Source organism: Hydrogenophaga sp., from assembly GCF_026125825.1.
Taxonomy (GTDB): domain Bacteria; phylum Pseudomonadota; class Gammaproteobacteria; order Burkholderiales; family Burkholderiaceae_C; genus Hydrogenophaga.
On the sequence record NZ_JAHCKK010000005.1, the window covers coordinates 18,415 to 40,904 of the forward strand.

The following is a 22,490-nucleotide window of genomic DNA, read 5'->3' on the forward strand; positions in this document are numbered from 1 at the left end:
ATCCCTTCCCATCGATCACCACGGAGAAAAGAAACACCATGGCTTCCACCATCATTGATTCGCGCATCTTTGGCGACATGTTCAGCGACGCGCGCATGCGCGAGGTCTGGTCCGACGAGAACCGCACGGCCAAGTACCTCGACATCGAGCGCGCGCTGGCCAAGGTCCAGGGGCAGCTCGGCATCATTCCGCAGGAAGCGGCCGATGAAATCGTCAGGAACTGCGAGCTGTCGCAGATCGACTGGGTCAAGCTCAAGGCCAAGACCGAACAGATCGGCTATCCGATCATCGCGGTGGTCAACCAGATCAATGCCAACTGCCGCGACAAGCTCGGCGAGTACTGCCACTGGGGCGCCACCACCCAGGACATCACCGACACCGCCGCCGTTCTCCAGATGCGCGAAGGGCTTGCGCTGGTGGAGCAGGATCTGGACGAGATCGGTGAAGCCCTCGCCTCGCTGGCCCGGAAGTACCGGGACACGCCGGTGATCGGTCGGTCCAACCTGCAGCAGGCCACGCCCATCACCTTTGGCTACAAGATGGCCAGCATCCTGGCCGGCATCGACCGCCATCGGGAGCGGCTGCAGCAACTCAAGCCCCGCGTGCTGATGGGCGAATTCGGTGGCGCCTCGGGCACCCTGTCGTCGCTGGAGAAGGGCGCCATGGAAACGCAGGCCGGCCTGATGAAGGAGCTGGGCCTGGCCCAGCCCCTGATTTCGTGGCACACCGTGCGCGACACCATCGCCGAAGTCGGCGCGTTCCTGGGCCTCGTCGGTGGCTCGCTCGGCAAGATCGCCATGGACGTCAAGCTCATGATGCAGACCGAAGTGGCCGAGGTGTTCGAGCCCTACGCACCGGGGCGCGGCTCGTCCTCCACCATGCCGCAGAAGCGCAACCCGATCTCCTGCCTTTACATCCACGCCAACATCTCGGTCGCCCGGCAGCATGCCGCGGCCCTGATGGACGCCATGGTCGCCGACCACGAGCGCTCCACCGGCCCCTGGGAAATCGAATGGGTGTCGCTGCCCGAGATCTTCTGCCTCATGTCCGGTGCGCTCAAGCAGACCAAGTTCGTGCTCAAGGGCCTGGAGGTGGATGCCACGCGCATGCGCGCCAACATCGACATCACCAACGGCCTGGTGATGTCGGAGGCGGTGATGATGGGCCTGGGCCCCTACATCGGCCGCGAGTACGCGCACGACCTGGTCTACGACCTCTGCCGCCAGGCGCTCAAGGAGGATCGGCCGCTGATCGAGATCCTGGCCGTGCACCCGGAGATCACCTCGCACGTGACCCGTGCCCAGCTCGAAGCCATGTGCGAGCCCGCCAACCACCTGGGGCAGGCGGGCGTCATGGTCGATCGGGTGCTCGCGGCGCGGCGCTAGGGCCCTCGGCGGCCTTGCCGCGTTTGGGCTTCATCTCCGCGAAGAATTCATAGAGCTGCAGTGCGGCCGGCGAGAGCGAGCGGCCCTTGCGCCGAATGAGGCCGACCTTGCGGGTGATGATCGGGTCGACCAGCGGCACGCTCACCAGCAGCGGGTGGCCCGGAGCCGGCATGGCCATCGCGGGCACGGCCGCCACGCCCAGGCCTGCTTCGACCAGCCCGAGCATGGTCGTCACGTGCTGCGCCTCGTAGATGTTCTGCGGCAACCCGGCTTGGCCCGAGAGGGCCTGGTCGATCAGCAGCCGGTTGCCCGAGGCCTTGCTCACCGAGATGTAGTCGTACTTGGCCAGCTCGGCCCAGGAGACGCGGCGCTTCCTGGCCATGGCGTGGTCGCGGCGGCAGGCCGCGACGAAGCGCTCCTCCAGCAACGGCTTGAACTCGATGTCGGGCTCCTGGGCGCCCATGAAGTTGAGCCCGAAATCCGCCTCGCCGCGCGACACGGCGGAGAGCACTTCGTTGGCGCTGGCGTCGAAAATCTTCACCCGGATCTTGGGGTACTGCTCGCGGTAGCGCGAGATCACGTGCGAGATGAAGTAGTACACCGTGGACGGCACGCAGGCGATGGTGACCTCGCCCATGCGGGTGCTGCCCACCCCGCGGATGCCCAGCAAGGTGTTGTCCAGCTCATCGAGCAATTGCTGCACCTTCCTGTCGAAGTCGCGGCCGATGGCCGTGAGCTCGACCTTGCGCGTGGTGCGCTCCAGCAACTTCACCCCCAGGGCTTCTTCCAGCTTTTCGATGCGCCGGCTGAATGCGGGCTGCGACACATGGAGGGCGTCGGCGGCCTTGCGAAAGCTGCTCAGTTCGGCCACCGCACGAAAGGCCTGCAGGTCGTTGAGGTTGAAGTTGATGGCCATGGCTGGGTGCGAATGGGTTCTGGTTGATCCAAATTGTGCATCAGTGATTCGCAAACATGCAATTTACTTGGCATGCGACAACGGCGACCATACGTTGCGCGATCAAAGAGTGCCGGCACACCTGGAAGCTCTTCGCAGCGGGCCATCGAGGTCACCCCCCACCCATTGGAGAAGACAAATGCAGATTCAGAAAAGACGTGTGCTCAGCGCAGTTGCCCTGGCGATCGCCACCACGTGGGCCTGCTCGGCCGCGCAGGCGGCCTACCCGGAGAAGACCATCAGCATCGTCGTCCCGACCTCGGCCGGCGGCGCCAACGATGCCATGGCGCGGACCATCGGCCAGGCCCTGTCGCTCATCTTCAAGCAGTCCGTCATCGTGGACAACAAGGCCGGTGGCAATGGCGCGATCGCCAGCGAGTTCGTCGCGCGAGCCGCGCCCGATGGCTACACGCTGATGCTGGGCTACATCGCCACCCATGCGATGAACCCCTCGCTGCAAAAGCTGCGCTACGACCCCGTCAAGGACTTCGAGCCGGTGGGCATGGTGGGCTACTCTGCCACGCTCATGGTGGCCAACACCCAGGTGCCCGCCAACAGCGCCAAGGAGCTGGTGACCTTCATGAAGGCCAACCCGGACAAGATCAACTACGCGTCCGCGGGCAATGGAACGGCGCCTCACTTTGCGGCGGAGATGTTCAAGCTCTCCACCGGCACCGCGATGACGCATGTGCCTTACAAAGGTTCGGCGCCCGCCGTGACCGATACGATGGCGGGCCAGACGCAGGTGATGTTTCCGAGCCTGTTCACGGCCATGCCGAACGTGAAGAACGGCAAACTCAAGGCGCTGGGCCTGGCCGGGTCCAAGCGGTCTCCGTTGATGCCCGACGTGCCCACGCTCAAGGAGCAGGGCATCAACAACGTGGACGTGTCGCAGTGGTACGCCATCTTCGCGCCCGCCAAGACGCCCAAGCCGGTGCTGGAGCAGTTGAATAAGGCGCTGAACCAGGTGCTGGCCGACCCGGCGGTGGTCAAGCGCCTCGAAGAGCACGGGGCGGAGGTCGACACGATGGGCCTGGACGAAATGCGCAGCTTCGTGGCCGCCGAGCAGGTGAAGTGGAAGCAGGTGGTGCAGGCCGCGAAACTCAAGGCCGACTGAGGCTGCGAACTTCGCTCTGGCCCTGTGGCGTTTCGACCACCGGGCCGGCGCCCGGCCGGTGCCGGTTCAACGCTGTGTCAGAACATCAGGGCGTCGCCGGGTCTGAACGTGGGGCATTGCGCGCGCGCCGCTGGCGCGCCTGCGGCAGCGACGCGTGCTGGTGCAAGGCGAGGCGCAGGGCCGTCGCGGCGACACCAAGGGCGCGGTCGGTGCGGCGGGCCAAGTAGGTTTGCGTGTGCGCCACGCCCTGCGGACCGAGGGCCGTGGCGGCCAAGGGCACCAGTTGCTTCTCGGCCAGTTCTCGCTCGATCACCCACCGCGGCAGGCGGCCCCAACCCACCCCGCCCAGGATCAGGGCCCGCTTGGCGTCCTGCGTGCCCACGCGCAGCGTCTGGGGCGACAGCACACCGAAGTCGCGTCCCTCGGACAGCGGCGTGGGATCCTCCAGCACGATCTGCACGTGGTCGGCCAGCTCGACGCTGGTGAGCGCCTTGCGGCGACGGGCCAGCGCATGGCTGGCGGCGGCCACCGCCACGATGGGCACCCGCTGCAGCGCCTCGGTCTCGATGCGCGGGTCGAGAAAGTCTTCGCCGGCCATGATGGCCAGGTCGCACCGCCGCTCGCGCAGCGCTTGCAGCGGACCACCCAGTGGCGCGACCGCCAGGCGCAGCCGAACCGACGGCCAGGTCTCGCGCACCTCCTTGAGCGCGGCGGCCACCACGGGCAGCGGGTAGAGCGTGTCCACCATCAGCGACAGCTCGATCTCCACGCCCTGGCCCAGGCCGCGCGCGCGTGCCCGCATGAAGTCCACCTTGAGCAGCACCGCGTGCGCGTCTTCCAGCAAGGCCACGCCGGCCGGCGTGAGTGTGGGACGGTGGCCGCCGCGATCGAAGAGGCTCGCGTCAAGCTGGTGCTCGAGGTTGGCGATCGCGTGGCTCACGGCCGACTGCGCGCGCCGCAGGCGCGCGGCCCCGGCACGAAAGCTGCCGGCCTCGGCCACGGTCACGAACATGCGAATCTGATCGAGGGTGAGGGCGTCCAGCATTGATCGATTTCATAGATCATGAAGCGCGTAATTTTAGGCCTTCCGCAGATCAAGTTGGTTGTCGATACTTCTGCCATTCCCACATGAAAGGAGTTCACGCCATGACCAAAGTGCTGGTGCTTTATTACTCTTCCTACGGCCACATCGCGACCATGGCCAGCGCCGTGGCCGAGGGTGCGCGCACGGCGGGCGCGCAGGCCGTGGTCAAGCGCGTGCCCGAACTGGTGCCGGACGCCGTGGCCCGCAAGGCCGGCTACCAGCTGGCGCAAGACGTGCCGGTGGCCACCGTGGAGGAGCTTGCCGTGTACGACGCCATCGTGCTGGGCACGCCCACGCGCTTTGGCAACATGGCCGCGCAAATGAAGAACTTTCTCGATCAGGCCGGTGGCCTGTGGGCCCGGGATGCGCTGGTGGGCAAGGTGGGCAGCGTCTTCACCTCCACGGGAAGCCAGCACGGCGGGCAGGAGTCGACCATCCTATCGACGCACATCGTGCTGATGCACCTGGGCCTGGTGGTGGTGGGCCTGCCTTACAGCTTCAAGGGTCAGATGCGCATGGACGAGATCACCGGTGGCTCGCCTTATGGCGCGGCCACGTTGGCCGATGACGGGTTGGGCGGCGACCGCCAGCCCAGCCTGAATGAAATCGAAGCGGCCCGCTACCAGGGCGCCCATGTGGCGCGGGTGGCCCGGGCGCTCGCGCTGTCGCAGCCGATGGCGGTGGCGTGAGCGAGGCCATTTCAAACCCGGTACGCACCGACTGGCGGGCCGTGTGGGTGGTGGTGGCGGCCGGGGTGGTCTCGGCCTTTCACCTGGGCAAGGCCGCCATCGCGGCCCCCCAGCTTCAGGCCGATCTGGGCCTCAGCCTGGGCATGCTGGGCGCCCTCGGCGCCACCTTCGCCGTGCTGGGCGCACTGGGCGGCGTGGTGGCGGGCTCCGTGGTGGCCCGTGCCGGCGACCACCGCATGTTGGTCCTCGGGCTGTTGGCCACGGCACTGGGAGCGGCGATGGCGGTGCCGACCGACCGCTTCGGTGTGCTGCTGGCGTCGCGCGTGGTGGAGGGGCTGGGGTTCCTGTTGATCACGGTGGCCGGGCCCACGGTGCTGGCGCGCCGGGTGCGTGCGAAGGATCAGGCCACCGCCTTGGTCTTGTGGAGTTGCTTCATGCCTGCAGGCATGGCGCTGGCGATGCTCACCGGGCCGTGGTTTGGCGGCTGGCGCGGCCTGTGGGGGGCCGCCGCGCTGGCGGCCGGTCTGCTCGTGGTCCTGGTGGTGGGGTGGGTGCCGCGTGGTCCACGGCCTGCCCGCGAGGGCGACCCGGCCCGCCTGGCCGAGGTCTGGCGCTCCGAACCCCTGGCGATGGCCGCCACGTTCCTGCTCTACAGCCTGATGTTCTTCGCGCTCTTCAGCTTTCTGCCCGTGCTGCTGCACCAGCGCCTGCAGGTGGGCGCCGTTGCCGTCGGGCTGCTCGCTGCGGTGGCCTGCGCGGCCAACATCGTGGGCAACCTGTGCGCGGCAGTCCTGCTGGGCAAGGTGCGCCGTGAGGCGCTGGGTGCCTGTGCGGCGATCGCGATGGGCCTCTGTGGCCTGGGCATCTTTCTGCCGGTGCTGGGTCCTGGGATGGCGTTCGCCCTGTGCCTGGTGTTCTCGGCCGTGGGCGGTCTGATCCCGGCCACCCTGCTGTCCGCGGTACCTCGGGTCACCTCCACGCCCGCGCAGGCGGCCCTCGCGGTGGGGCTGCTGATGCAGGGCAGCAACCTGGGCCAGGCGCTCGGGCCGGTGCTGGTCGGCAGTGCGGTGGACCGTCACGGCTGGCCGGCCGCTGCGGTCTGGGTGCTGGCTGCGGCACTGGCCATGGCCTGGACCGTCTGTCACAAAACGGCGCCCAAGCCCGTCTAGCAAGACAAGGATCCCCTTTTCAACCCAGGAGCTCACGATGTCCTCTCCCCGACTTGACTACTTCACACTGGCGCCCAAGGCCGCCAAGGCCCTCGCCCAGCTTTCACACGTTGCCGGCGCCACGCTGGACAAACGGCTGAAGGAGCTGGTGAACCTGCGCATCAGCCAGATCAATGGCTGTGCGTTCTGCATCGACATGCACTGGGCCGACCTGGTGAAGCAGGGCATGGACCCACGCCACGTCAACGCTGTGGCGGGTTGGCGCGAGGCGCCGCGCTTCTTCAGCGACGCCGAGCGCGCCGCGCTCCACTGGGCCGAGGCGGTGAATGCCTTGCCACAACGGACACCGAGCGATGCCGACTTCGAAGACCTGCGGCGGCACTTCAGCGACGGCGCGGTGGCGGAGCTGACGTTCGCCGTCGGCGCCATCCGGGCCTGGAACATGCTCAATGCCAGCTTTCACACCCCGGTGCCCGAAACCCCCTATGCGGCCGGTTGAGGTCAGGAAGACTCAGCCCGGCCCCTCCCGCAGCACGTTGCGCACGCGCACGAAGTCCGCCCTGAAGATGCCCGTGGACTCGTAGATCACCACCTTGTCCACGTCGAACACGGTGCGCGACACCACCATCACCGGCGCGTGAATGGCCAGCTGCAGCAGCGTGGAGATCTCCGGGTCGGCGGTCGTGGCGGTGATCGTCTGCTCGGCGCGGCCGAGCCGGTCACCGGCGTGCTTCTGGAGCACGCGCATCGGTGCCGGCGTGTTGAAGGGCTTCTTGCCGATCTTCTTGAAGAGGCCCTGTTCCAGGTAGGAGATGCCGAGGAAGTAGGGGATCTGGTTGTGGCGCTGCAGGCGGCGGAAGTACTGGTAGCCACTGGGCGACAGCGTGCCCCCCGGATGGGACACCGGAATGGCATCGTTGACCGTTGCGGTGGCGAGCCACTCGATGTCGATCTCGGGCGTCTGGTCCACCAGCGTGTGCCAGTCGGTCGGGATGTCGTAGAACACTTCGCTGACCGGGCGCCGCAGCACAAAGGTGCCGCGGCCCCGGTAGCGGCCGATCAGGCCTTCGCTCTCGAGGAAGCTCAGTGCATGCCGGACGGTGGCGCGGGCCACCCCGGTTTCCTCCACCAGCGCTTCCAGCGAAGGGATCTGCTGGTCAACCGGCCATTCTCCGGTCTCGATCCTTCGGCGAAATCGCATGAGCAGCTTCACGTAGGTGGCCGTGCCGATGTCCAGTGCGCTTGTCAAAGGTCTTGGACTCACCGGCGGCGAGTCGTTCAGTGGCTTCATCAGGGTCCTTTGCGGTTCTGCAGGTTCTCCTGCCTTGGGATCCCGGATGGTACGGCAGAATGGTCTGGTCGGATGAACGATCAGAAGTTGTGAATGATCCCCAGCGCGATGATGCGGGGGTCCGCACCGGGGCTGAGGTTGGGCACCGCATTGAGCGCCATGCCCGTGTAGTCCAGCGTGCCGTTCGCGCGGTTCTTGACCTGGTTGAGCGAGGCGTAGACGGCGGTCCGCTTCGAGAACAGGTACCGGGCGGCGACCATGTACGAGGTGGCGCCGGTGTCCTTGCAGCCCCGCCCCGCCGCGCCCGCCACCACCGAGGTGCAGCCCTTCGCGTCCCGCAGCACGCCCGCGGACGCCAGCAACTGGACCTTGGGCGTGATCATGTGCTCCCATGCAAAGCCCCAGCCCCACTGGCTCAGGTCGTCGCCCCGCGCGGCGAACCCCGCCATGGGCACCGCGAGATCCTTGAGCGCGACGCGCACGCCGATGACCGAAATCTGTGCACCCGGCATGTAGCGCCAGCCGGCCATCACCTTCAAGCCCGTGCCGCTGGGCCGCAAGCCGGGCACTGCATCGGACGAGGTGCGCTTGTGCGCGACATCCAGTTGCGCCGCGTAGGGCGCGCCTTGCCAGCGGACCGTCAGGCCATGCAGCCGCGCATCGTGTGCCGCACCAGGTGCAACGGTCTCGCTGTCGACGAAGCCGGGGCCGGGGCTGGTGGTGGGCGACACCGAGAGGCTCGCATTCGCACCACCCAGGGTGGGCGTGGTGTACATCAGCGAGTTGTTCACGCGCGAGATCAGCAAGGGCAGGCGCCCGGTGCTCACGCCGGTGAAGAAAGGCACGTCCGCGTTGATGTAGAAGTTGCTCGCGGGAATGATGGCGCCGTTCTGCCAGTAGACCGATTGGCGGCCCGCCGTGAAGCGGCCCGCGGGCGTGTCGAGGCCGACGAAGGTGTCGCGCAGAAAGGCGCCCACGTTCGTGTTGGCCGTGCCGTCCTGTGCGCGGTCGGTGCCGGTGTCGAAGTTCACGCCGGCTTCCATCTGGAACACGGCCTTGTAGCCGCCGCCCAGGTCTTCCGTGCCACGAAAGCCCAGGCGCGAGATCGCGTCGTACACGCGGGTGCGGTGGATGGCCGGGCCCGCCGTGGCGCCCGTGGCGTCGTACCGGTCCAGGCCCACGTTGCCGCGGCCGTAGATCTGCACCCCGTCCTGCGCCCACGCGCAGGAGGCGCTTGCAAGGAGGGTGGCGCCAGCGGCGAGCCGTGGCAGGCCGCGCCAAAGATGTTGTCTGTGCATTCAAGTCTCCAAAAGGGCCACGGATGTCGGGACCGCGTGTTGTGAAGCCGGCCGGATGGCGGGCACCGAGAGTGTCCGCGTTTGCGCCATCAAACGTACATAGGGATAAACTACTAGACGTTTACGTATTCACCCATTAAGATGCGGCACAGGATCGAAAACCCATAAAAGGAGACAGACAGATGGATCGCAGAACGGCGCTTGGCGCCATGGGCGCCGCATGCGCCACCGCCATGGTGCCCCTGGCACGCGCACAGGCCTTTCCCGAGCGCCCGGTGCGCATCATCGTTCCGTTTGCCAGCGGCAGCACCCCGGACGTGGTGGCGCGGATCCTGGCGGCCAAGCTCTCGCCCCGTTGGGGCCAGCAGGTCATCGTCGAACCCAGGCCGGGTGGCAATGGTGTCATCGCGATCGCGGCCCTGAAGTCCTCGCCGCCCACCGGCCACGACCTTCTGCTGGCCAGCAGCTCGCACCTCGCGGTCAATCCCCATTTGCTGCGCAACGTGAATTACTCGGTCGAGAAGGACTTCGCCCCCATCTCCCTCGTCTTCCACACGCCGTTCTTCATCGTCACCTCGGCCGCCGGGCCTTTGCAGTCCATGAAGAGCCTGATCGCGGCCGCGCAGGCGTCGCCGGGCAAGCTCAACGTGGGCGTGCCCTACCTGGGCAGTCCGCCGCATCTGGCCGTCTCCATGCTGGAGAAGGCCGTGGGCATCAAGATGACGGTGATTCCGTTCCGGGATGGCCAGCAGATCTACACGGCCATTGCCGCGGGTGACGTGGACCTCTCGCTGGCGACCATCGGCTCGACGCTGCCGCTGGTGCAGGCGGGCAAGCTCAAGCTGATCGCCATCGCGGCTCCCAAGCGCCTGGCGCGCCAGCCGGATGTGCCCACGGTGGGCGAAGCCGGTGGGCCCATGGGCTACGACGTGAACACCTGGGTCGGGCTGGTTGCCCGCAGCGGCGCCCCGCAACACGCCATCCAGAAGATGGCCGACGATGTGGCCGAGGTCTTGCGCGACCCCGAGGTGGTGGAGCAGTTCTCTCGGCTGGGCATCGAGCCCGAGTCGTCCACCCCGGCGGCCATGCGCGCGCGCACCGCCAGCGACAACGCCACGTACGCCGAGGTGGTCAAGCGGCTGGGCATCTCCATCGAATGAAGGCGCGTGCACAGGCCGAAGTCGCGCAGGCGAACCGCATCCTGGCGCACCTGGGCATCCTCGATGCGTATGGCCATGTCAGTGCGCGGCTGCCTGGCCGGGCGGATCGCTTCCTGATCTCCCGCTCGCTGGCGCCCGCGCTGGTGACGGTGGAGGACCTGATGGAACTCGACCTGGACGGCGAGCCGGCCGCTGGCGACGAGCGCAAGCCGTACCTCGAGCGCTTCATCCATGGCGCGATCTACCGGGCGCGCCCCGATGTGCAGGCGATCGTGCACAGCCACGCGCCCTCGGTGATTCCTTTCTCGGTCTCCAGCGCCCGGCTGCGGCCGGTGTGCCACATGAGCGGCTTTCTGGGCGGCGGTGCGCCGGTGTTCGACATCCGGCGGCACTTTGGCTGCACCGACATGCTGGTGCGCAACGCCGGGCAGGGCGCCGAGCTGGCGCGCTCGCTCGGCAGCCATGCCGCCGCGCTGATGCGGGGCCACGGCTTCGTGGTGGTGGGCGGCTCGGTGCAGTCCGCCGTGTACCGCGCGGTCTACACGGAATGGAACGCGCGCCTGCAGCGCGAAGCGATCTCGCTGGGGGGGCATGTCACCTACCTGAGCGAGGAAGAAGCCGCGCTCGCCGAGGCGGCGAACGCCGGCACCGTGGAGCGGCCCTGGCAACTCTGGCTGCGCGAATGCGGCCTCAACGAACAAGCTTGAAAGCAACACCATGACACGACAGAACATCCTTGCCGCAGCCGATGCGCTGCACAGGGCGCGCGCCGAGCGCGTGCCCATCGCCCCGGTCTCGACCACGTTCGGTGTGGCCGGCGCCGAAGACGCCTATGCGGTCGCCTCGCTGAACCTGCAGCGCAGCCTGGCAGCGGGCGCGCGCGCCGTCGGCCTCAAGGTCGGCCTGACCTCGAAGGCGGTGCAGCAGCAGCTGGGCGTGAGCCAGCCGGATTTCGGCGTGTTGCTGGACAACATGGCCTACCTCCATGGCGACACCTTGCCGGCGGGCCGCCTGATGCAGCCCAAGGTGGAAGCCGAAGTGGCGTTCGTGGTGGGCCGCGAGCTGCGCCGCGAGCGCCCTTCCTGGGGGGAGTTCCTGGCGTCCCTGGCCTATGCGCTGCCCGCGCTGGAGGTGGTCGACAGCGCGATCGCCGACTGGAAGATCTCCCTGGTGGACACGGTGGCGGACAACGCCTCGTGCGGGGTGTTCGTGCTCGGCGACCAGCCCGTGGCCCTGGGTGGCATTTCCCTGCGCGACATCGGCATGCAGCTGTCGAAGAACGGCGGTGTGGTCTCCGTTGGCACAGGTGCGGCCTGCCTGGGGCATCCGCTGCGGGCGGCCTACTGGCTGGCCTGCACCATGGCCGAACGGGGCGAGACCCTGGCCGAGGGCGCCATCATCCTGTCCGGCGCCCTGGGCCCCATGGTGCCGGTCGCGCCGGGCGACCTGGTGCACGCGGACCTCGGCGCCCTGGGTTCGGTGGCCTGCCAGTTCGAGGCGGAGGCGCGGCCATGAGCCGAAAGATGAAGGCGGCCATCATCGGCAGCGGCAACATCGGCACCGATCTCATGATCAAGCTCCTGCGCCATGGCGTGGGCGTCGAGGCGGCGGCCCTGGTCGGCATCGACCCCGGCTCCGATGGCCTGGCCCGCGCCGCGCGCCTGGGCGTGGCCACGACCGCCGAAGGCGTCGAGGGGCTGCTCGCGCTGCCGGTCTTCGACGAGATCGACTTCGTGTTCGACGCAACCAGCGCGGCGGCCCATGTGCACAACGACGCGCGCCTGCGCGAACGCAAGCCTGGCATCCGCATGATCGACCTCACGCCGGCGGCCATCGGTCCCTACTGCATCCCGGTGGTGAATGGCGACGAGCATCTCCAGGCGCTCAATGTGAACATGGTCACCTGCGGCGGCCAGGCCACGATCCCGATGGTCGCGGCGGTCAACCGCGTCGCGCCGGTGATGTACGCCGAAATCGTTGCCAGCATCGCCAGCAAAAGCGCCGGGCCGGGCACGCGCGCCAACATCGACGAGTTCACCGAGACCACATCTCGCGCCATCGAAATCCTCGGGGGTGCCGGCAAGGGCAAGGCCATCATCGTGCTCAACCCCGCAGAGCCGCCGCTCATCATGCGTGATACGGTTTACACCTTCAGCGCCGACGGTGACGAGGCCGCGATCGAAGCCTCGGTACAGGCCATGGCGCTGGCCGTGCAGCGCGATGTGCCGGGCTACCGCCTGAAGCAGAAAGTGCAGTTCGACCGCGTGTCTGGCCTGAAGATCCCGGGCGTGGGCAGCGGCATGAGGGGATTGAAGACCTCGATTTTCCTGGAGGTCGAAGGCGCGGCGCACTACCTGCCCGCCTACGCCGGCAACCTGGACATCATGACCAGCGCGGCGCTGGCGATCGCCGAGCGCATGGCGGCGAAGGCACAGGCCGCGCACGCCGCAAGGAGCACCCGCCCGTGAACCAACGAAAAATCCACATCGCCGACGTGACCCTGCGCGACGGCAGCCATGCCATCCGGCACCAGTACAGCGTCGAGCAGGCGGCGCAGATCGCCGCCGCCCTGGACGCCGCCGGGGTGGACTCCATCGAGGTCTCGCACGGCGACGGCCTGCAAGGCGGCAGCTTCAACTACGGCTTCGGCGCCCACACCGACCTCGAATGGATCGAGGCCGTGGCCTCGGCCGTGAAGCGGGCCAAGGTGGCCACGCTGCTGCTGCCGGGCATCGGCACGGTGCACGATCTGAAGGCCGCCTACGACGCGGGCGCGCGGATCGTTCGCGTTGCGACGCATTGCACCGAAGCCGATGTGTCGCGCCAGCACATCGAGTACGCGCGCCGGCTCGGCATGGACACGGTCGGCTTTCTGATGATGAGCCACATGACCGACCCGGCAAACCTCGCGCGGCAGGCAAAACTCATGGAGGGCTATGGCGCGCAATGCGTGTACGTCGTGGACTCCGGCGGCGCGCTGAGCATGGACGGCGTGCGCGATCGCTTCCGCGCCTTCAAGGACGTGCTGGCGCCGCAGACGCTCACGGGCATCCACGCCCACCACAACCTGTCGCTGGGCGTGGCCAACAGCATCGTGGCGGTGGAGGAAGGTTGCGACCGCGTCGATGCCAGCCTGGCGGGCATGGGGGCCGGCGCGGGCAATGCGCCGCTGGAGGTCTTCGTCGCCGCGGTGGACCGCATGGGCTGGCAGCACGGCTGCGACGTGTTCAAGCTCATGGACGCGGCCGACGACCTGGTGCGCCCCTTGCAGGACCGCCCGGTCCGGGTCGACCGCGAGACGCTCTCCCTGGGCTATGCAGGCGTCTACAGCAGCTTCCTGCGCCACTCCGAGGCCGCCGCGCAGAAGTACGGCCTGAAGACCGTGGACATCCTCGTCGAACTCGGCCGCCGCCGCATGGTGGGCGGGCAGGAAGACATGATCGTCGACGTGGCGCTGGACCTGCTCAAGCAAGGGCAGCCAGCCGCCGCCTGATCCAGGGGGATGCATCCAGGGGGGGCCATCAGGCCCCCTTTTTTTTTCGTCGGACCGATGCTCCGGGAAAACCCCAACAGATAAACATCTGAAAGTTCTATTGTCTATCCCTTTGATCTGTTCAAATACACCTCGCGAATTCCTTCACTGACCCTCTGCCGTGCCGACGCGCGGCTTATCTGGAGAAACCATTCCGTGAACTACATCGGGACCGACATCGGTGGCACCTTCACCGACCTTGTCTACCTTTCTGACGAAGGCGACGTGCGCATCTTCAAGGCGCTGACCACCCCGGACGACCGCACGCAGGGCGTCATCGACGCGATGCGGCTCGCCGCCGAGGCCGACGGCATCAGCCTGGATCAGCTGATCGAGCAGCTTGGGTACTTTGCCCATGGCACCACGGCCGCCACCAACGCCTTCATCGAGCGCAAGGGTGCGCGCACCGGTCTGCTGACCACCCGTGGCTTCGAAGACACCTTGCGCATCCAGCGCGCGATGGGGGGCTGGATCGGCCTGCCTTCGCACGAGATCTCGCACTTCTCCAAGCGCCACGTTCCCACGCCCATCATCCCTGGCGACCTCATCGAGGGCATCGTGGAGCGCGTCGACTACAAGGGCGACGTGATCGTCGCGCTCGACGAAGCGGCGGCGCGCCAATCGATCCGCGCGCTCGTCGCCAAGGGCGTCGAGGCCATCGCGATCAGTCTGCTGTGGTCCTTCCGCAACCCTGCTCACGAGCAGCGTCTGGTGGCGCTGGTGGAGGAGGAGGCGCCGGGCATGTTTGTCACTGCCTCGTCCAGCCTCGTGCCCATCATCGGCGAATACGAGCGCACCTCGACGACGGCGATCAACGCCTACCTGGGCCCGGTGATCCACCGCTACATCAACGGCCTGGAAGCCTCCATCCGCAAGTTCGGCTTCCATGGTCCGATTTCCATCATGGAGTCCGGTGGCGGCGTGCTGCCCGCCTCGGAGGCCGCGTTCCAGGCCGCCAACCTCATGACCTCGGGGCCGGCCGGTGGCGTGCTCGCGTCGCAAAAGCTCGGCGAGCTGCTGGGCTACCCCAACGTGCTGACGGCCGACATGGGCGGCACCAGCTTCGACGTGGGCCTGATCGTGAACGGGCAGCCGCTGCTGGAAACGGTTCGGGAAGTGGGGCGCTTCCACGTGGCGCTGCCCTCGATCAAGGTCACGGCCATCGGTGCCGGCGGCGGCTCGATCGCGCGCGTGGTGGACGGGCACCTGCACGTCGGGCCCGAGAGCGCGGGCTCGACGCCCGGCCCGGCCTGCTACGGCCGGGGCGGGGTGGAGCCCACCATCACCGATGCGGACGTGGTGCTGGGCATCATCGACGCGAAGTATTTCCTCGGTGGCCGCATGAAGCTCGACGTGGCGGCCGCGCACGAAGCGGTGCGCAAGCACGTCGCCGAGCCGCTGGGCCTGACGGTGGCGCAGGCCGCGGCCGGCATTCGCGAGGTGGCGAACAACCAGATGGCCGACCTGCTGCGCCGCGTGACCTTGCGCGCCGGCTACGATCCGCGCGATTTCGTGCTGATGGCCTACGGGGGCGCGGGCGCCACGCACGCCCACCAGTACGCCGAGGTCGCCGGCATCGGCACGGTGGTCATTCCCAGCACGGGCCCGGCGCATTCGGCTTTCGGCACCGTCACGGGCGACCGCCACCGCTCGTTCTCCCTGGCCATCGGGCAGCACGCGCCAGCGCGTTTCACCAAGGCCTCGGACCATGTCGACCCCTCCGTGCTCAACCGGGGCTTCGACCAGATCGAGAACCGCGCGAAGGAAGCCCTCGGCGAGGGGGTCTCCATCCACCGCTACATCGGCATGCGCTTTCGCCAGCAGGTGCATGAGATTGGCATCCCGGCCCCGGCCGGTGTGCTGCAGGCCGGCGACGTCGACGCACTGGTCGACGCCTTCGAAGCCGAGTACGAGCGCATCTACGGCAAGAACACGGCCCTGCGCGTCTCGGGCGTGGAGTTCACCGTGGTGCGCGTCGAAGCCACCTCACCGGTCATCCGCCCGACACCGCGCCATGTCGCCGCGGCGGGCCGCTCCAACAAGCCCTGCGGCCGGCGCCAGGTGTATTTCTTCGGCACCGACTTCGTGGATGCCGACATTTACCGCAGCGAGGACGTGGGCCCGGGCCACGCGATCGCCGGCCCCGCCATCGTCGAGCGGCCCGACACCACCATCGTCGTGGGCCCGGGACAGGTCGCCGAAATGGAGCCCTACGGCAACTTCCTGATCCGCATCCAACCCAGCCACTGAAGCGAGAGGCACCATGAGCAACGTATTCGAATACCAAAAGAAAGACGTCGACGCCGTCACCTTCGAGGTGATCCGCCACCGACTCCTGTCGATCACCGACGAGCAGGCGAGCACGCTGGCCTCGGTGTCGGGTTCCGCCCTTGTGAACGAAGCGACCGACTTCAACACCGGCCTGTACCGCGCGTTCGGCGAAGTCGTCACCATGGGCAAGACCGTGACGTTCCACGCCGCCTCGCTCTCGCTGATGGTCAAGCACGTCATCGAGGACTGCGAGCAGACCGTGGGCATCCACGAGGGCGACATGTTCATCGTGAACCACCCCCACAAGGGCGCGCTGCACTGCCCGGACATCGGGATACTGGCCCCCATCTTCGTGGACGGCCGCCGCATCGGCTGGACCGGTGCGTGCGCCCACCAGCTCGACGTGGGCGGGATGGTGCCCGGCAGCTTCGCCTCCATGGCCAAGGACATCCGGCAGGAGGGCATGCTCATCCCGCCGGTGAAGCTGGTGGACCGCGGCGAACTGCGCAGCGATGTGCTCAATTTCATCACCGGCATGTCGCGCCTGCCGACCAACATCAGCCTGGATCTCAAGGGCCTGATGGCGGCCAACCACATCGGCATCAAGAGCCTGCTCGAGACCGTGCGCAAATACGGCGTGGAAACCGTGCTGACCGTGATGGACGGCATGATGGACCTCTCCGAGTCGAAGATGCGCAAGCGCCTGCAGGAGCTGCCCGATGGCGTGTTCCGCGCGCAGGCCTTCCTGGACCACGACGGCTTCGAGAACAAGATCTACAAGATCCACGTCGAACTGCGCAAGCAGGGCGAGAAGATCGTCTTCGACTACACCGGCTCGGACGCCCAGGCGCCGGGCTTCGTGAACGCGACGCGCACCGGCCTGCTCGCTGGCATCTACGCCGGCATCCTGCCCATCATCGCGTACGACCTGCCCTGGAACGACGGCCTGCTGCGGCCTCTGGAGGTGCTCTCCACCGAAGGCTCGATCGTGTCCTGCAAGTTCCCGGCGCCTTGCAGCCAGGGCCCGCTGGGTGCGATGTGGCTGATCGAGGTGACCACGACCGAAGTCATGTCCAAGCTGATGGCCAGCCATCCCGACTACCTGCGGGAAGCCCAGGCCGCGCCGGCCAGCGGCCCGGACCTCTTTCACATCCATGGGCAGAACCAGTACGGCGAACCTGCGACGGCGCCCATCCTCGAGGTCATGCTCTCCGGCGGTGGCGCCTATGCGCACCGCGACGGCATCAGCGTCTCGGGCCAGCGAAACATCACGGCGGGCAAGGCGCCCAACGTGGAGGCCACCGAGCTCAAGCTGCCGGTGCTCTACCTGTACCGCCGCATCATCACCGACAGTTCCGGCGCAGGCGCCTCGGTCGGTGGCCAGGCGGCCGGCGCGGCCTTTGTGCTGCACGGGGTGGATGAAGTCGAGTCGCTGGTCGCTTGCCATGGTTACGAGTCGCCCACGTCTCGCGGCCTCTTCGGTGGCTATCCGAGCGGCTGCAACCATCGCCGCCTGCTCAAGCACTCGAACATCCGTGCGCTGATGAAGGACGGTGTCTTTCCAGACCGCCTGGACGGCATCCAGGGCGATGAGACCGTGTTCACCGCCAAGCCCCCGGAGTTTCCTTTCGAGAGCGACGACGTCTACGAGTGCAACCCGACCGCGGGCGGGGGCTGGGGCGATCCGCTGCGCCGCGACCCGGTGCAGGTGGCCGACGATGTGGCTCAGGGCGTGTTCTCCGATGCGGTGGCCAAAGCCATCTTTGGCGTGGTGGTGACGAACGGGCGCCTGGACGCCGCGGCGACCCAGGAGCGCCGCAGCCACATCCGCGCATCGCGGCTGCAGTGGAAAGCGGCGCGCGCGCTGCCGGGCAAGCTCAGCTTTGGCAAGCACGACGGTGTCAAGGCCATCGTCGGCGACGTGGCCCGCCTGCAGCGCGGGGCCGACGGTGCCTATTTCGTCTGCGAGGCCTGCGACACCGCGGTCGCGCCGGCCGACGAGAACTGGAAGGACTACGCGCGCCAGCACGTGGCGCTGCCCGCAGAGCTGGGCCCGCGCGTGAAGGTGCACCGCGATCTGGAAGTGGTGGAGCATGCCTGCCCCCATTGCGCGCAGTTGCTCGACGTGGAAGTGCGCCGCAAGGGTGAGGCCTGCCTGTTCGACATCCAGGTGGCGGTATGAGCGCGCGCGACACGACGGCGCGCTGGATCACCTTTCCCAGCGGCACTGACCAGGTCCGCGCCTACCTCGCGGAGCCCTCCGGCACCGACGTGGTCGGGGCCATCGTCTGCGCGCCCGAGAACCTGGGTGTGACCGAGCACCGGCAGGCAGAAACGCGGCGCCTGGCGGCCGAAGGCTTCATCGTGCTGACGGTGGACCCGTACAGCCGCATCGGCGGGCGCCCGCCGCAGGACTACACCACGGTCGAGGAGCGCCGCAGCAAGGCCTTCATCGCGGCCAGGGACGAGACGGTGGTGCCCGACTGCCAGGCCGCGCTCGAATGGTTGCGCGGCCATCCGCGGGTGGCCGCGCAGGCGATCGGTGCGGTCGGCTACTGCCTTGGCGGGGGCACGGTGCTCGCGTGGGCCGCCCAGACGCGGGACCTGGCCTGTTCGGTCGTGCTCTACGCGCTGCCGGTGATCCCGGCCGCGTACACGCCGGATGGCCAGGCGCGTTCGCGCATCGCGCTGGCGCCGAAGATCGCCGCGCCCATGCAGTTGCACTTCGGCGAGGCGGACGAGGCGATTGCGCTGGACCAGGCTCAGGCCTTGAAGGACGCGCTGGAAACCCGGGCCCCGGTGCCTGTCGACTTTCACCTGTACCCGGGCGCGCGCCATGCCTACATGGACGACACGCTGGACCGCTACTCCCCCGAGGCGGCGAAGCTGACCTACGGGCGCATGGTCGCGTTCTTCCGGGGCCATCTGAAGGTGCCGTCATGAGCGCGGCCATCGTGTGGGGTGGTGTCTGCTCGCACACCGGGGCGATGATGCGCGCGCCCAAGGCGGGCGATGGCGAGGGCGAACGCGTCGAACGCGTGTTCGCGGCCTTCGACGAACTCGCCGAGTCGCTGCACCGCTGCGGCGCCCAGGTGCTGGTGACCGTCGCGACCGACCACTTCCTCACCTTCGACTACGCCAACCTGCCGGTGTTCTCCATCGGCACCGGCACGAAGTTCCGCGGCCATGGGGAGTTCGGTGTGCCGCAGCGCGACTTCGACGGCGTCGACGGCCTGGGCGAGGCGGTGCATGCCTCGCTGGTGCAGGGCGGCTTCGATGTCTCCAGCGCCAGGGGAATGCCGCTGGACCATGCCTTCGCCTGCCCGCTGCAGCTCTTGTTCAAGCGCCTGTCCATGCCGGTGCTCCCTCTCTACGTGAACTGCACCGTGGCGCCGCTGCCCACGCACCGGCGATGCCTGGAGCTGGGCAAGGCATTGGGTCAGGCCCTGCGGGCGCAGGGCGTGGTGGAGCGTGTGGCGGTGTTGGGCACGGGCGGCATCAGCCATTGGGTCGGCACACCGCAGACCGGCACGATCAACGAGGCCTTTGACCGGCAGTTCCTCGGCGACTTCACGCAGGGGCGCTTCGAGGACATCGCGCGCTGGGACTCCGACGAGGTCATCCGCACGGCGGGCAACGGCGCAGCGGAGATCCGCAACTGGCTGGTCGCGGCCGGCGCCTTTGGCGCGCGCACGGCGCGGTCCCTGGCCTATGAGCCGGTCCGGGCCTGGAGCACCGGCATTGGCGTGCTGGAGATGCAGGCATGAACCGGCACGCGCTCGAACGCTTCCTCTTCGACTTCGACAAGCGCAGCGCGCTGCAAAGCGCGCTGCGCGACAACCCCGAAGCCAGCTTCCAGGGTTACGAACTCACCGCGGAAGAAAAGGCCGCGATCTTCGCCAAGGACGTGGCCACCCTCTACCAGTGGGGCGTGCACCCGCTGCTGGTGCGCAACTTCGCCGGCACCGTCGGCGTTCGATACGTCGCCGAGTACGCCAAGCGTGGGCTCAACGCCTGAATCAAGACCAAGGAATCCCTTCATGAAACACCACCCTTCCGTCCGCTCCCGCTGGGTCGTCGCCCAGGGCGTTCGAACCCACTATGCCGAAGCCGGCGATGGCGAGCACAAGGTGCTCGCCCTGCACGGCGGCGGTGCCGGCTCCTCCGGCGCCTCCGGCATGGGGCCGGTGCTGCCTTTGCTGGGCAGCGATTTCCACGTGTTGGCGCCCGACTCGATCGGCGGCTTCGGCCTGACCGACGTCCACGCGCCCACGCCCTACGGCCTCATCAGCCGGGCCCGGCACACCGCCGACTTCATCGACGCGCTGGCGATCGACCGTTGCAGCCTCATCGGCAATTCGCAAGGGGCCTGGGCCGGCGTCTATTACGCGATGCTGCACCCCGACCGCGTGAAAAAACTGGTCATCGTCTCCTCGCTCACCATCGCCGGGTCCATGGGCATCAAGCAGGCGCCCAATGCCGCGATGAAAGCCCTCATGGGCTACGACGGCACGCGCCAGGGCATGAAGGCGCTGCTGGAGGCGCTCATCATCGATCCGGCCCGCATCACCGACCAGCTCATCGACGACCGCCAGGCCGCCGCCACCCGCCCGGGGGCGCTGGATGCCTTCCGCCGCATGGCAGCGGGCATCGAGCACGTGCGCAACGACCCGGTGCTCTCGCTGCAGACCCAGTGGCAGCGCGCCCTGCCCATCCTCACCGAGCGCATCCCGACCCTGATCCTCTGGGGCAAGGAAGACACCTTTGCCCTGCCCGAGACCGGCCAGGCGCTGGCAGACCTGCTGCCCGCCGCGCGCATCGAATGGGTGGAGGGCGCGGGCCACCAGGTGCAGACCGACGCACCGGAAGCCTCCGCCCGGCTCATCAGGGACTTTCTGCATGAATAGGACCACCATGCCCCAATCCGACGCCGCTCCCGAGCGCATGCCGGGCATGGTGCCTGGCGTGCGCGCCGGTGGCTTTCTGTTCCTGTCGGTGGTCCGTGGCCGGGAACCGGGCACGGGCCGGTTCCCCGCGGACCCCCTGGAGCAGGCGAGGCTGGCGCTGAAGAACCTGTCGGAAGTGCTCAAGGCCTCGGGCGGCACGCTGGCCGATGTCGTGAAGGTCACGCTCTATCTGGGCGACCTTCGCCACCGCGACGCCTTCCACCAGGCCTGGATGGAGGCCTTCCCGGCCGATCCGCCGGCGCGCACCGCCGTGGGCGTGGCAGACCCGAACGCCTCGCCCGGCGGCGGTGCCCTGTTCGCGCTGGACGTGATCGCCCTGGCGCGCTGATGCTCGATCTGCGGTCCTTCGCGCCCCGCACCGGCGGCCCGCCGATGTACGCGCAGCTGTATGCGCTGTTCCGCCAGCGCATCGAAAGCGGCGAGTGGACCGTGCACGAACGCATTCCCGCGCTCGAGGAACTCATGGCGGAGTTCCATGTGGCGCGCGTCACCCTGCGGCACGCGCTGGGCTTGCTGGAAGCCGAAGGCCTCATCCAGCGGCAGCAAGGCCGGGGCACCTTCGTGGTGGAGAAGCCCGCCTCCAAGGTCTTCTACCGCGTGCCGCCCACCTGGGACGAGCTGCTGTCCACCGTGCCCGACATCGAATTCGACGTGCTGGAGGATGGCGTGGCCGACAGGCTTCCATCGCCCGCCCACGCCATCGGCACCGTGGCACCCGCCTACCGCTTCCTGCGCCGCCGCATGCTGCGGCACAAAGTGCCCTACGGAATCGGGACCACCTACATCGAGGCGCGGGCCTTCGAGGCCATCGGCCATCACCGGTTTGCCAGGCCCGTGCCGATGGTGGTGCTCAACGAGCACCTGGCCGGCGGGATCGCCACCGCCCAGCAGACGGTGCGGGCGGCGATCGCAGACCTGCGGACCGCGGAGTGCCTGGCGCTGGAGCCCGGCGCCCCGGTGCTGACGGTGGCGCGGTCCGCGACCGATGCCCAGGGCGTGCTGGTCTACGAGTCGCTGGGCGTCTTCCGGGGTGATTTTGTCGAGGTGCACATGTCCCTGGTGAACCGGTAGGCCGCCCATGCCCCGGCCTGCCACTTTCTACCGACCCGACGCGCTTCCCGCGGACCACAACGTGGGCTACCTGATGAAGCGCGTCGTCAACGGCCTCGGGCACGACATCGATGCCTTGCTGGAACCCCAGGGTCTGACGCACGCGCAGTGGATGCCGCTCTACAAGCTGCACCTGGGCCAGGGCCGCACCGTGGCCGAACTCGCGGCCCTGTGTCTGATGGATGCGGGCGCGATGACCCGCACGCTGGACCGGCTCGAACGCAAAGGGCTGGTGCGCCGCAGCCGCTCCGAGAGGGACCGTCGGGTGGTCGATCTGGCGCTCACGCCGCAAGGCCGCGCGGCGGCCGCGCGGATTCCGTTCGTCCTGTGCGAGGTGCTCAATGCCCGCCTGGAAGGTTTTTCCACGGACGAGTGGCACCAGCTGCAGTCCTTTCTCCATCGCATGCTCGACAACGCGGCCGGGCCGCGATGACAGGCCACGTGTCCTGGCCCTGCCTGCCG

General features: G+C 68.1%; 23 protein-coding genes. 19 read left to right on the forward strand and 4 right to left on the reverse strand.

Annotation, left to right across the window (positions count from 1 at the left end):
- Window positions 1-38 precede the first annotated feature (38 nt).
- Complete coding sequence (gene pcaB, locus KIT86_RS03755; protein ID WP_297395168.1) at window positions 39-1,385, forward strand: 3-carboxy-cis,cis-muconate cycloisomerase; 1,347 nt, start codon at window positions 39-41, stop codon at window positions 1,383-1,385.
- Here the strand turns inward: pcaB and KIT86_RS03760 are convergent.
- Entirely contained in the window at window positions 1,351-2,301 is a 951-nt protein-coding gene (locus KIT86_RS03760) for a LysR family transcriptional regulator (protein ID WP_297395169.1), read from the reverse strand. The genes pcaB and KIT86_RS03760 overlap by 35 nt on opposite strands.
- A 178-nt stretch (window positions 2,302-2,479) precedes the next feature.
- On the opposite strand from KIT86_RS03760, the gene KIT86_RS03765 reads away from it, so the two are divergent.
- Window positions 2,480-3,457, forward strand: coding sequence for a tripartite tricarboxylate transporter substrate binding protein (locus KIT86_RS03765; RefSeq protein WP_297395170.1), 978 nt, complete (start codon window positions 2,480-2,482; stop codon window positions 3,455-3,457).
- Between the two features lie 85 nt (window positions 3,458-3,542).
- Here the strand turns inward: KIT86_RS03765 and KIT86_RS03770 are convergent, their stop codons facing one another.
- Window positions 3,543-4,502: a LysR family transcriptional regulator gene (locus tag KIT86_RS03770; protein WP_297395172.1), complete on the reverse strand. Its 960-nt coding sequence runs from the start codon at window positions 4,500-4,502 to the stop codon at window positions 3,543-3,545.
- 101 nt (window positions 4,503-4,603) lie between these two features.
- Between KIT86_RS03770 and wrbA the strand changes: the two genes are divergently transcribed.
- The 3 genes from wrbA to KIT86_RS03785 are packed head-to-tail and all read left to right on the forward strand — an operon-like array spanning window position 4,604 to window position 6,898.
- The gene (gene wrbA, locus KIT86_RS03775) at window positions 4,604-5,230 is read left to right on the forward strand and encodes an NAD(P)H:quinone oxidoreductase (protein WP_297395173.1); all 627 of its coding nucleotides are present in this window, start codon (window positions 4,604-4,606) and stop codon (window positions 5,228-5,230) included.
- Window positions 5,227-6,399, forward strand: coding sequence for a CynX/NimT family MFS transporter (locus KIT86_RS03780; protein ID WP_297395175.1), 1,173 nt, complete (start codon window positions 5,227-5,229; stop codon window positions 6,397-6,399). Before wrbA ends, KIT86_RS03780 begins: the two co-directional genes overlap by 4 nt.
- Window positions 6,400-6,436: 37 nt before the next feature.
- The gene (locus KIT86_RS03785; RefSeq protein ID WP_297395177.1) at window positions 6,437-6,898 is read left to right on the forward strand and encodes a carboxymuconolactone decarboxylase family protein; all 462 of its coding nucleotides are present in this window, start codon (window positions 6,437-6,439) and stop codon (window positions 6,896-6,898) included.
- Window positions 6,899-6,910: 12 nt separating this feature from the next.
- Here KIT86_RS03785 and KIT86_RS03790 read toward each other — a convergent pair whose 3' ends face one another.
- Both KIT86_RS03790 and KIT86_RS03795 read right to left on the reverse strand, forming a co-directional pair.
- The gene (locus KIT86_RS03790) at window positions 6,911-7,690 is read right to left on the reverse strand and encodes a GntR family transcriptional regulator (RefSeq protein WP_297395179.1); all 780 of its coding nucleotides are present in this window, start codon (window positions 7,688-7,690) and stop codon (window positions 6,911-6,913) included.
- Between the two features lie 80 nt (window positions 7,691-7,770).
- Window positions 7,771-8,988, reverse strand: a complete 1,218-nt coding sequence (locus KIT86_RS03795) for a porin (protein WP_297395180.1) — start codon at window positions 8,986-8,988, stop codon at window positions 7,771-7,773.
- 182 nt (window positions 8,989-9,170) lie between these two features.
- Here KIT86_RS03795 and KIT86_RS03800 point away from each other — a divergent pair, with 182 nt between their 5' ends.
- The 14 genes from KIT86_RS03800 (at window position 9,171) to KIT86_RS03865 (ending at window position 22,461) form a co-directional block, all read left to right on the forward strand.
- Entirely contained in the window at window positions 9,171-10,148 is a 978-nt protein-coding gene (locus KIT86_RS03800) for a tripartite tricarboxylate transporter substrate binding protein (RefSeq protein ID WP_297395181.1), read from the forward strand.
- On the forward strand, window positions 10,145-10,855 hold the full coding sequence (locus tag KIT86_RS03805) for a class II aldolase/adducin family protein (protein WP_297395182.1): 711 nt from the start codon (window positions 10,145-10,147) through the stop codon (window positions 10,853-10,855). Before KIT86_RS03800 ends, KIT86_RS03805 begins: the two co-directional genes overlap by 4 nt.
- A gap of 10 nt (window positions 10,856-10,865) precedes the next feature.
- Window positions 10,866-11,663 carry a fumarylacetoacetate hydrolase family protein gene (locus tag KIT86_RS03810; RefSeq protein ID WP_297395184.1) on the forward strand — a complete coding sequence of 266 codons (798 nt, stop codon included), beginning with the start codon at window positions 10,866-10,868 and terminating at the stop codon, window positions 11,661-11,663.
- Window positions 11,660-12,616 carry an acetaldehyde dehydrogenase (acetylating) gene (locus KIT86_RS03815; RefSeq protein WP_297395185.1) on the forward strand — a complete coding sequence of 319 codons (957 nt, stop codon included), beginning with the start codon at window positions 11,660-11,662 and terminating at the stop codon, window positions 12,614-12,616. The genes KIT86_RS03810 and KIT86_RS03815 overlap by 4 nt, the downstream gene beginning before the upstream one ends.
- On the forward strand, window positions 12,613-13,641 hold the full coding sequence (gene dmpG, locus KIT86_RS03820) for a 4-hydroxy-2-oxovalerate aldolase (protein WP_297395187.1): 1,029 nt from the start codon (window positions 12,613-12,615) through the stop codon (window positions 13,639-13,641). Before KIT86_RS03815 ends, dmpG begins: the two co-directional genes overlap by 4 nt.
- 195 nt (window positions 13,642-13,836) lie before the next feature.
- Window positions 13,837-15,930, forward strand: coding sequence for a hydantoinase/oxoprolinase family protein (locus KIT86_RS03825; RefSeq protein ID WP_297395189.1), 2,094 nt, complete (start codon window positions 13,837-13,839; stop codon window positions 15,928-15,930).
- Window positions 15,931-15,943: 13 nt separating this feature from the next.
- A complete protein-coding gene (locus tag KIT86_RS03830) occupies window positions 15,944-18,133 on the forward strand; it encodes a hydantoinase B/oxoprolinase family protein (RefSeq protein WP_297395190.1) in 2,190 nt (729 codons plus the stop codon).
- Window positions 18,130-18,894, forward strand: coding sequence for a dienelactone hydrolase family protein (locus tag KIT86_RS03835; RefSeq protein WP_297395192.1), 765 nt, complete (start codon window positions 18,130-18,132; stop codon window positions 18,892-18,894). The genes KIT86_RS03830 and KIT86_RS03835 overlap by 4 nt, the downstream gene beginning before the upstream one ends.
- Entirely contained in the window at window positions 18,891-19,718 is an 828-nt protein-coding gene (locus KIT86_RS03840; protein ID WP_297395194.1) for a hypothetical protein, read from the forward strand. Before KIT86_RS03835 ends, KIT86_RS03840 begins: the two co-directional genes overlap by 4 nt.
- The gene (locus KIT86_RS03845; RefSeq protein ID WP_297395195.1) at window positions 19,715-19,969 is read left to right on the forward strand and encodes a hypothetical protein; all 255 of its coding nucleotides are present in this window, start codon (window positions 19,715-19,717) and stop codon (window positions 19,967-19,969) included. Before KIT86_RS03840 ends, KIT86_RS03845 begins: the two co-directional genes overlap by 4 nt.
- A gap of 22 nt (window positions 19,970-19,991) precedes the next feature.
- Entirely contained in the window at window positions 19,992-20,858 is an 867-nt protein-coding gene (locus KIT86_RS03850) for an alpha/beta hydrolase (RefSeq protein ID WP_297395196.1), read from the forward strand.
- A 7-nt stretch (window positions 20,859-20,865) separates the two neighbouring features.
- The gene (locus tag KIT86_RS03855) at window positions 20,866-21,246 is read left to right on the forward strand and encodes a RidA family protein (RefSeq protein ID WP_297395198.1); all 381 of its coding nucleotides are present in this window, start codon (window positions 20,866-20,868) and stop codon (window positions 21,244-21,246) included.
- On the forward strand, window positions 21,246-21,989 hold the full coding sequence (locus tag KIT86_RS03860; protein ID WP_297395200.1) for a GntR family transcriptional regulator: 744 nt from the start codon (window positions 21,246-21,248) through the stop codon (window positions 21,987-21,989). Before KIT86_RS03855 ends, KIT86_RS03860 begins: the two co-directional genes overlap by 1 nt.
- Before the next feature lie 7 nt (window positions 21,990-21,996).
- Window positions 21,997-22,461 carry a MarR family transcriptional regulator gene (locus tag KIT86_RS03865; protein WP_297395201.1) on the forward strand — a complete coding sequence of 155 codons (465 nt, stop codon included), beginning with the start codon at window positions 21,997-21,999 and terminating at the stop codon, window positions 22,459-22,461.
- Window positions 22,462-22,490: the final 29 nt, after the last annotated feature.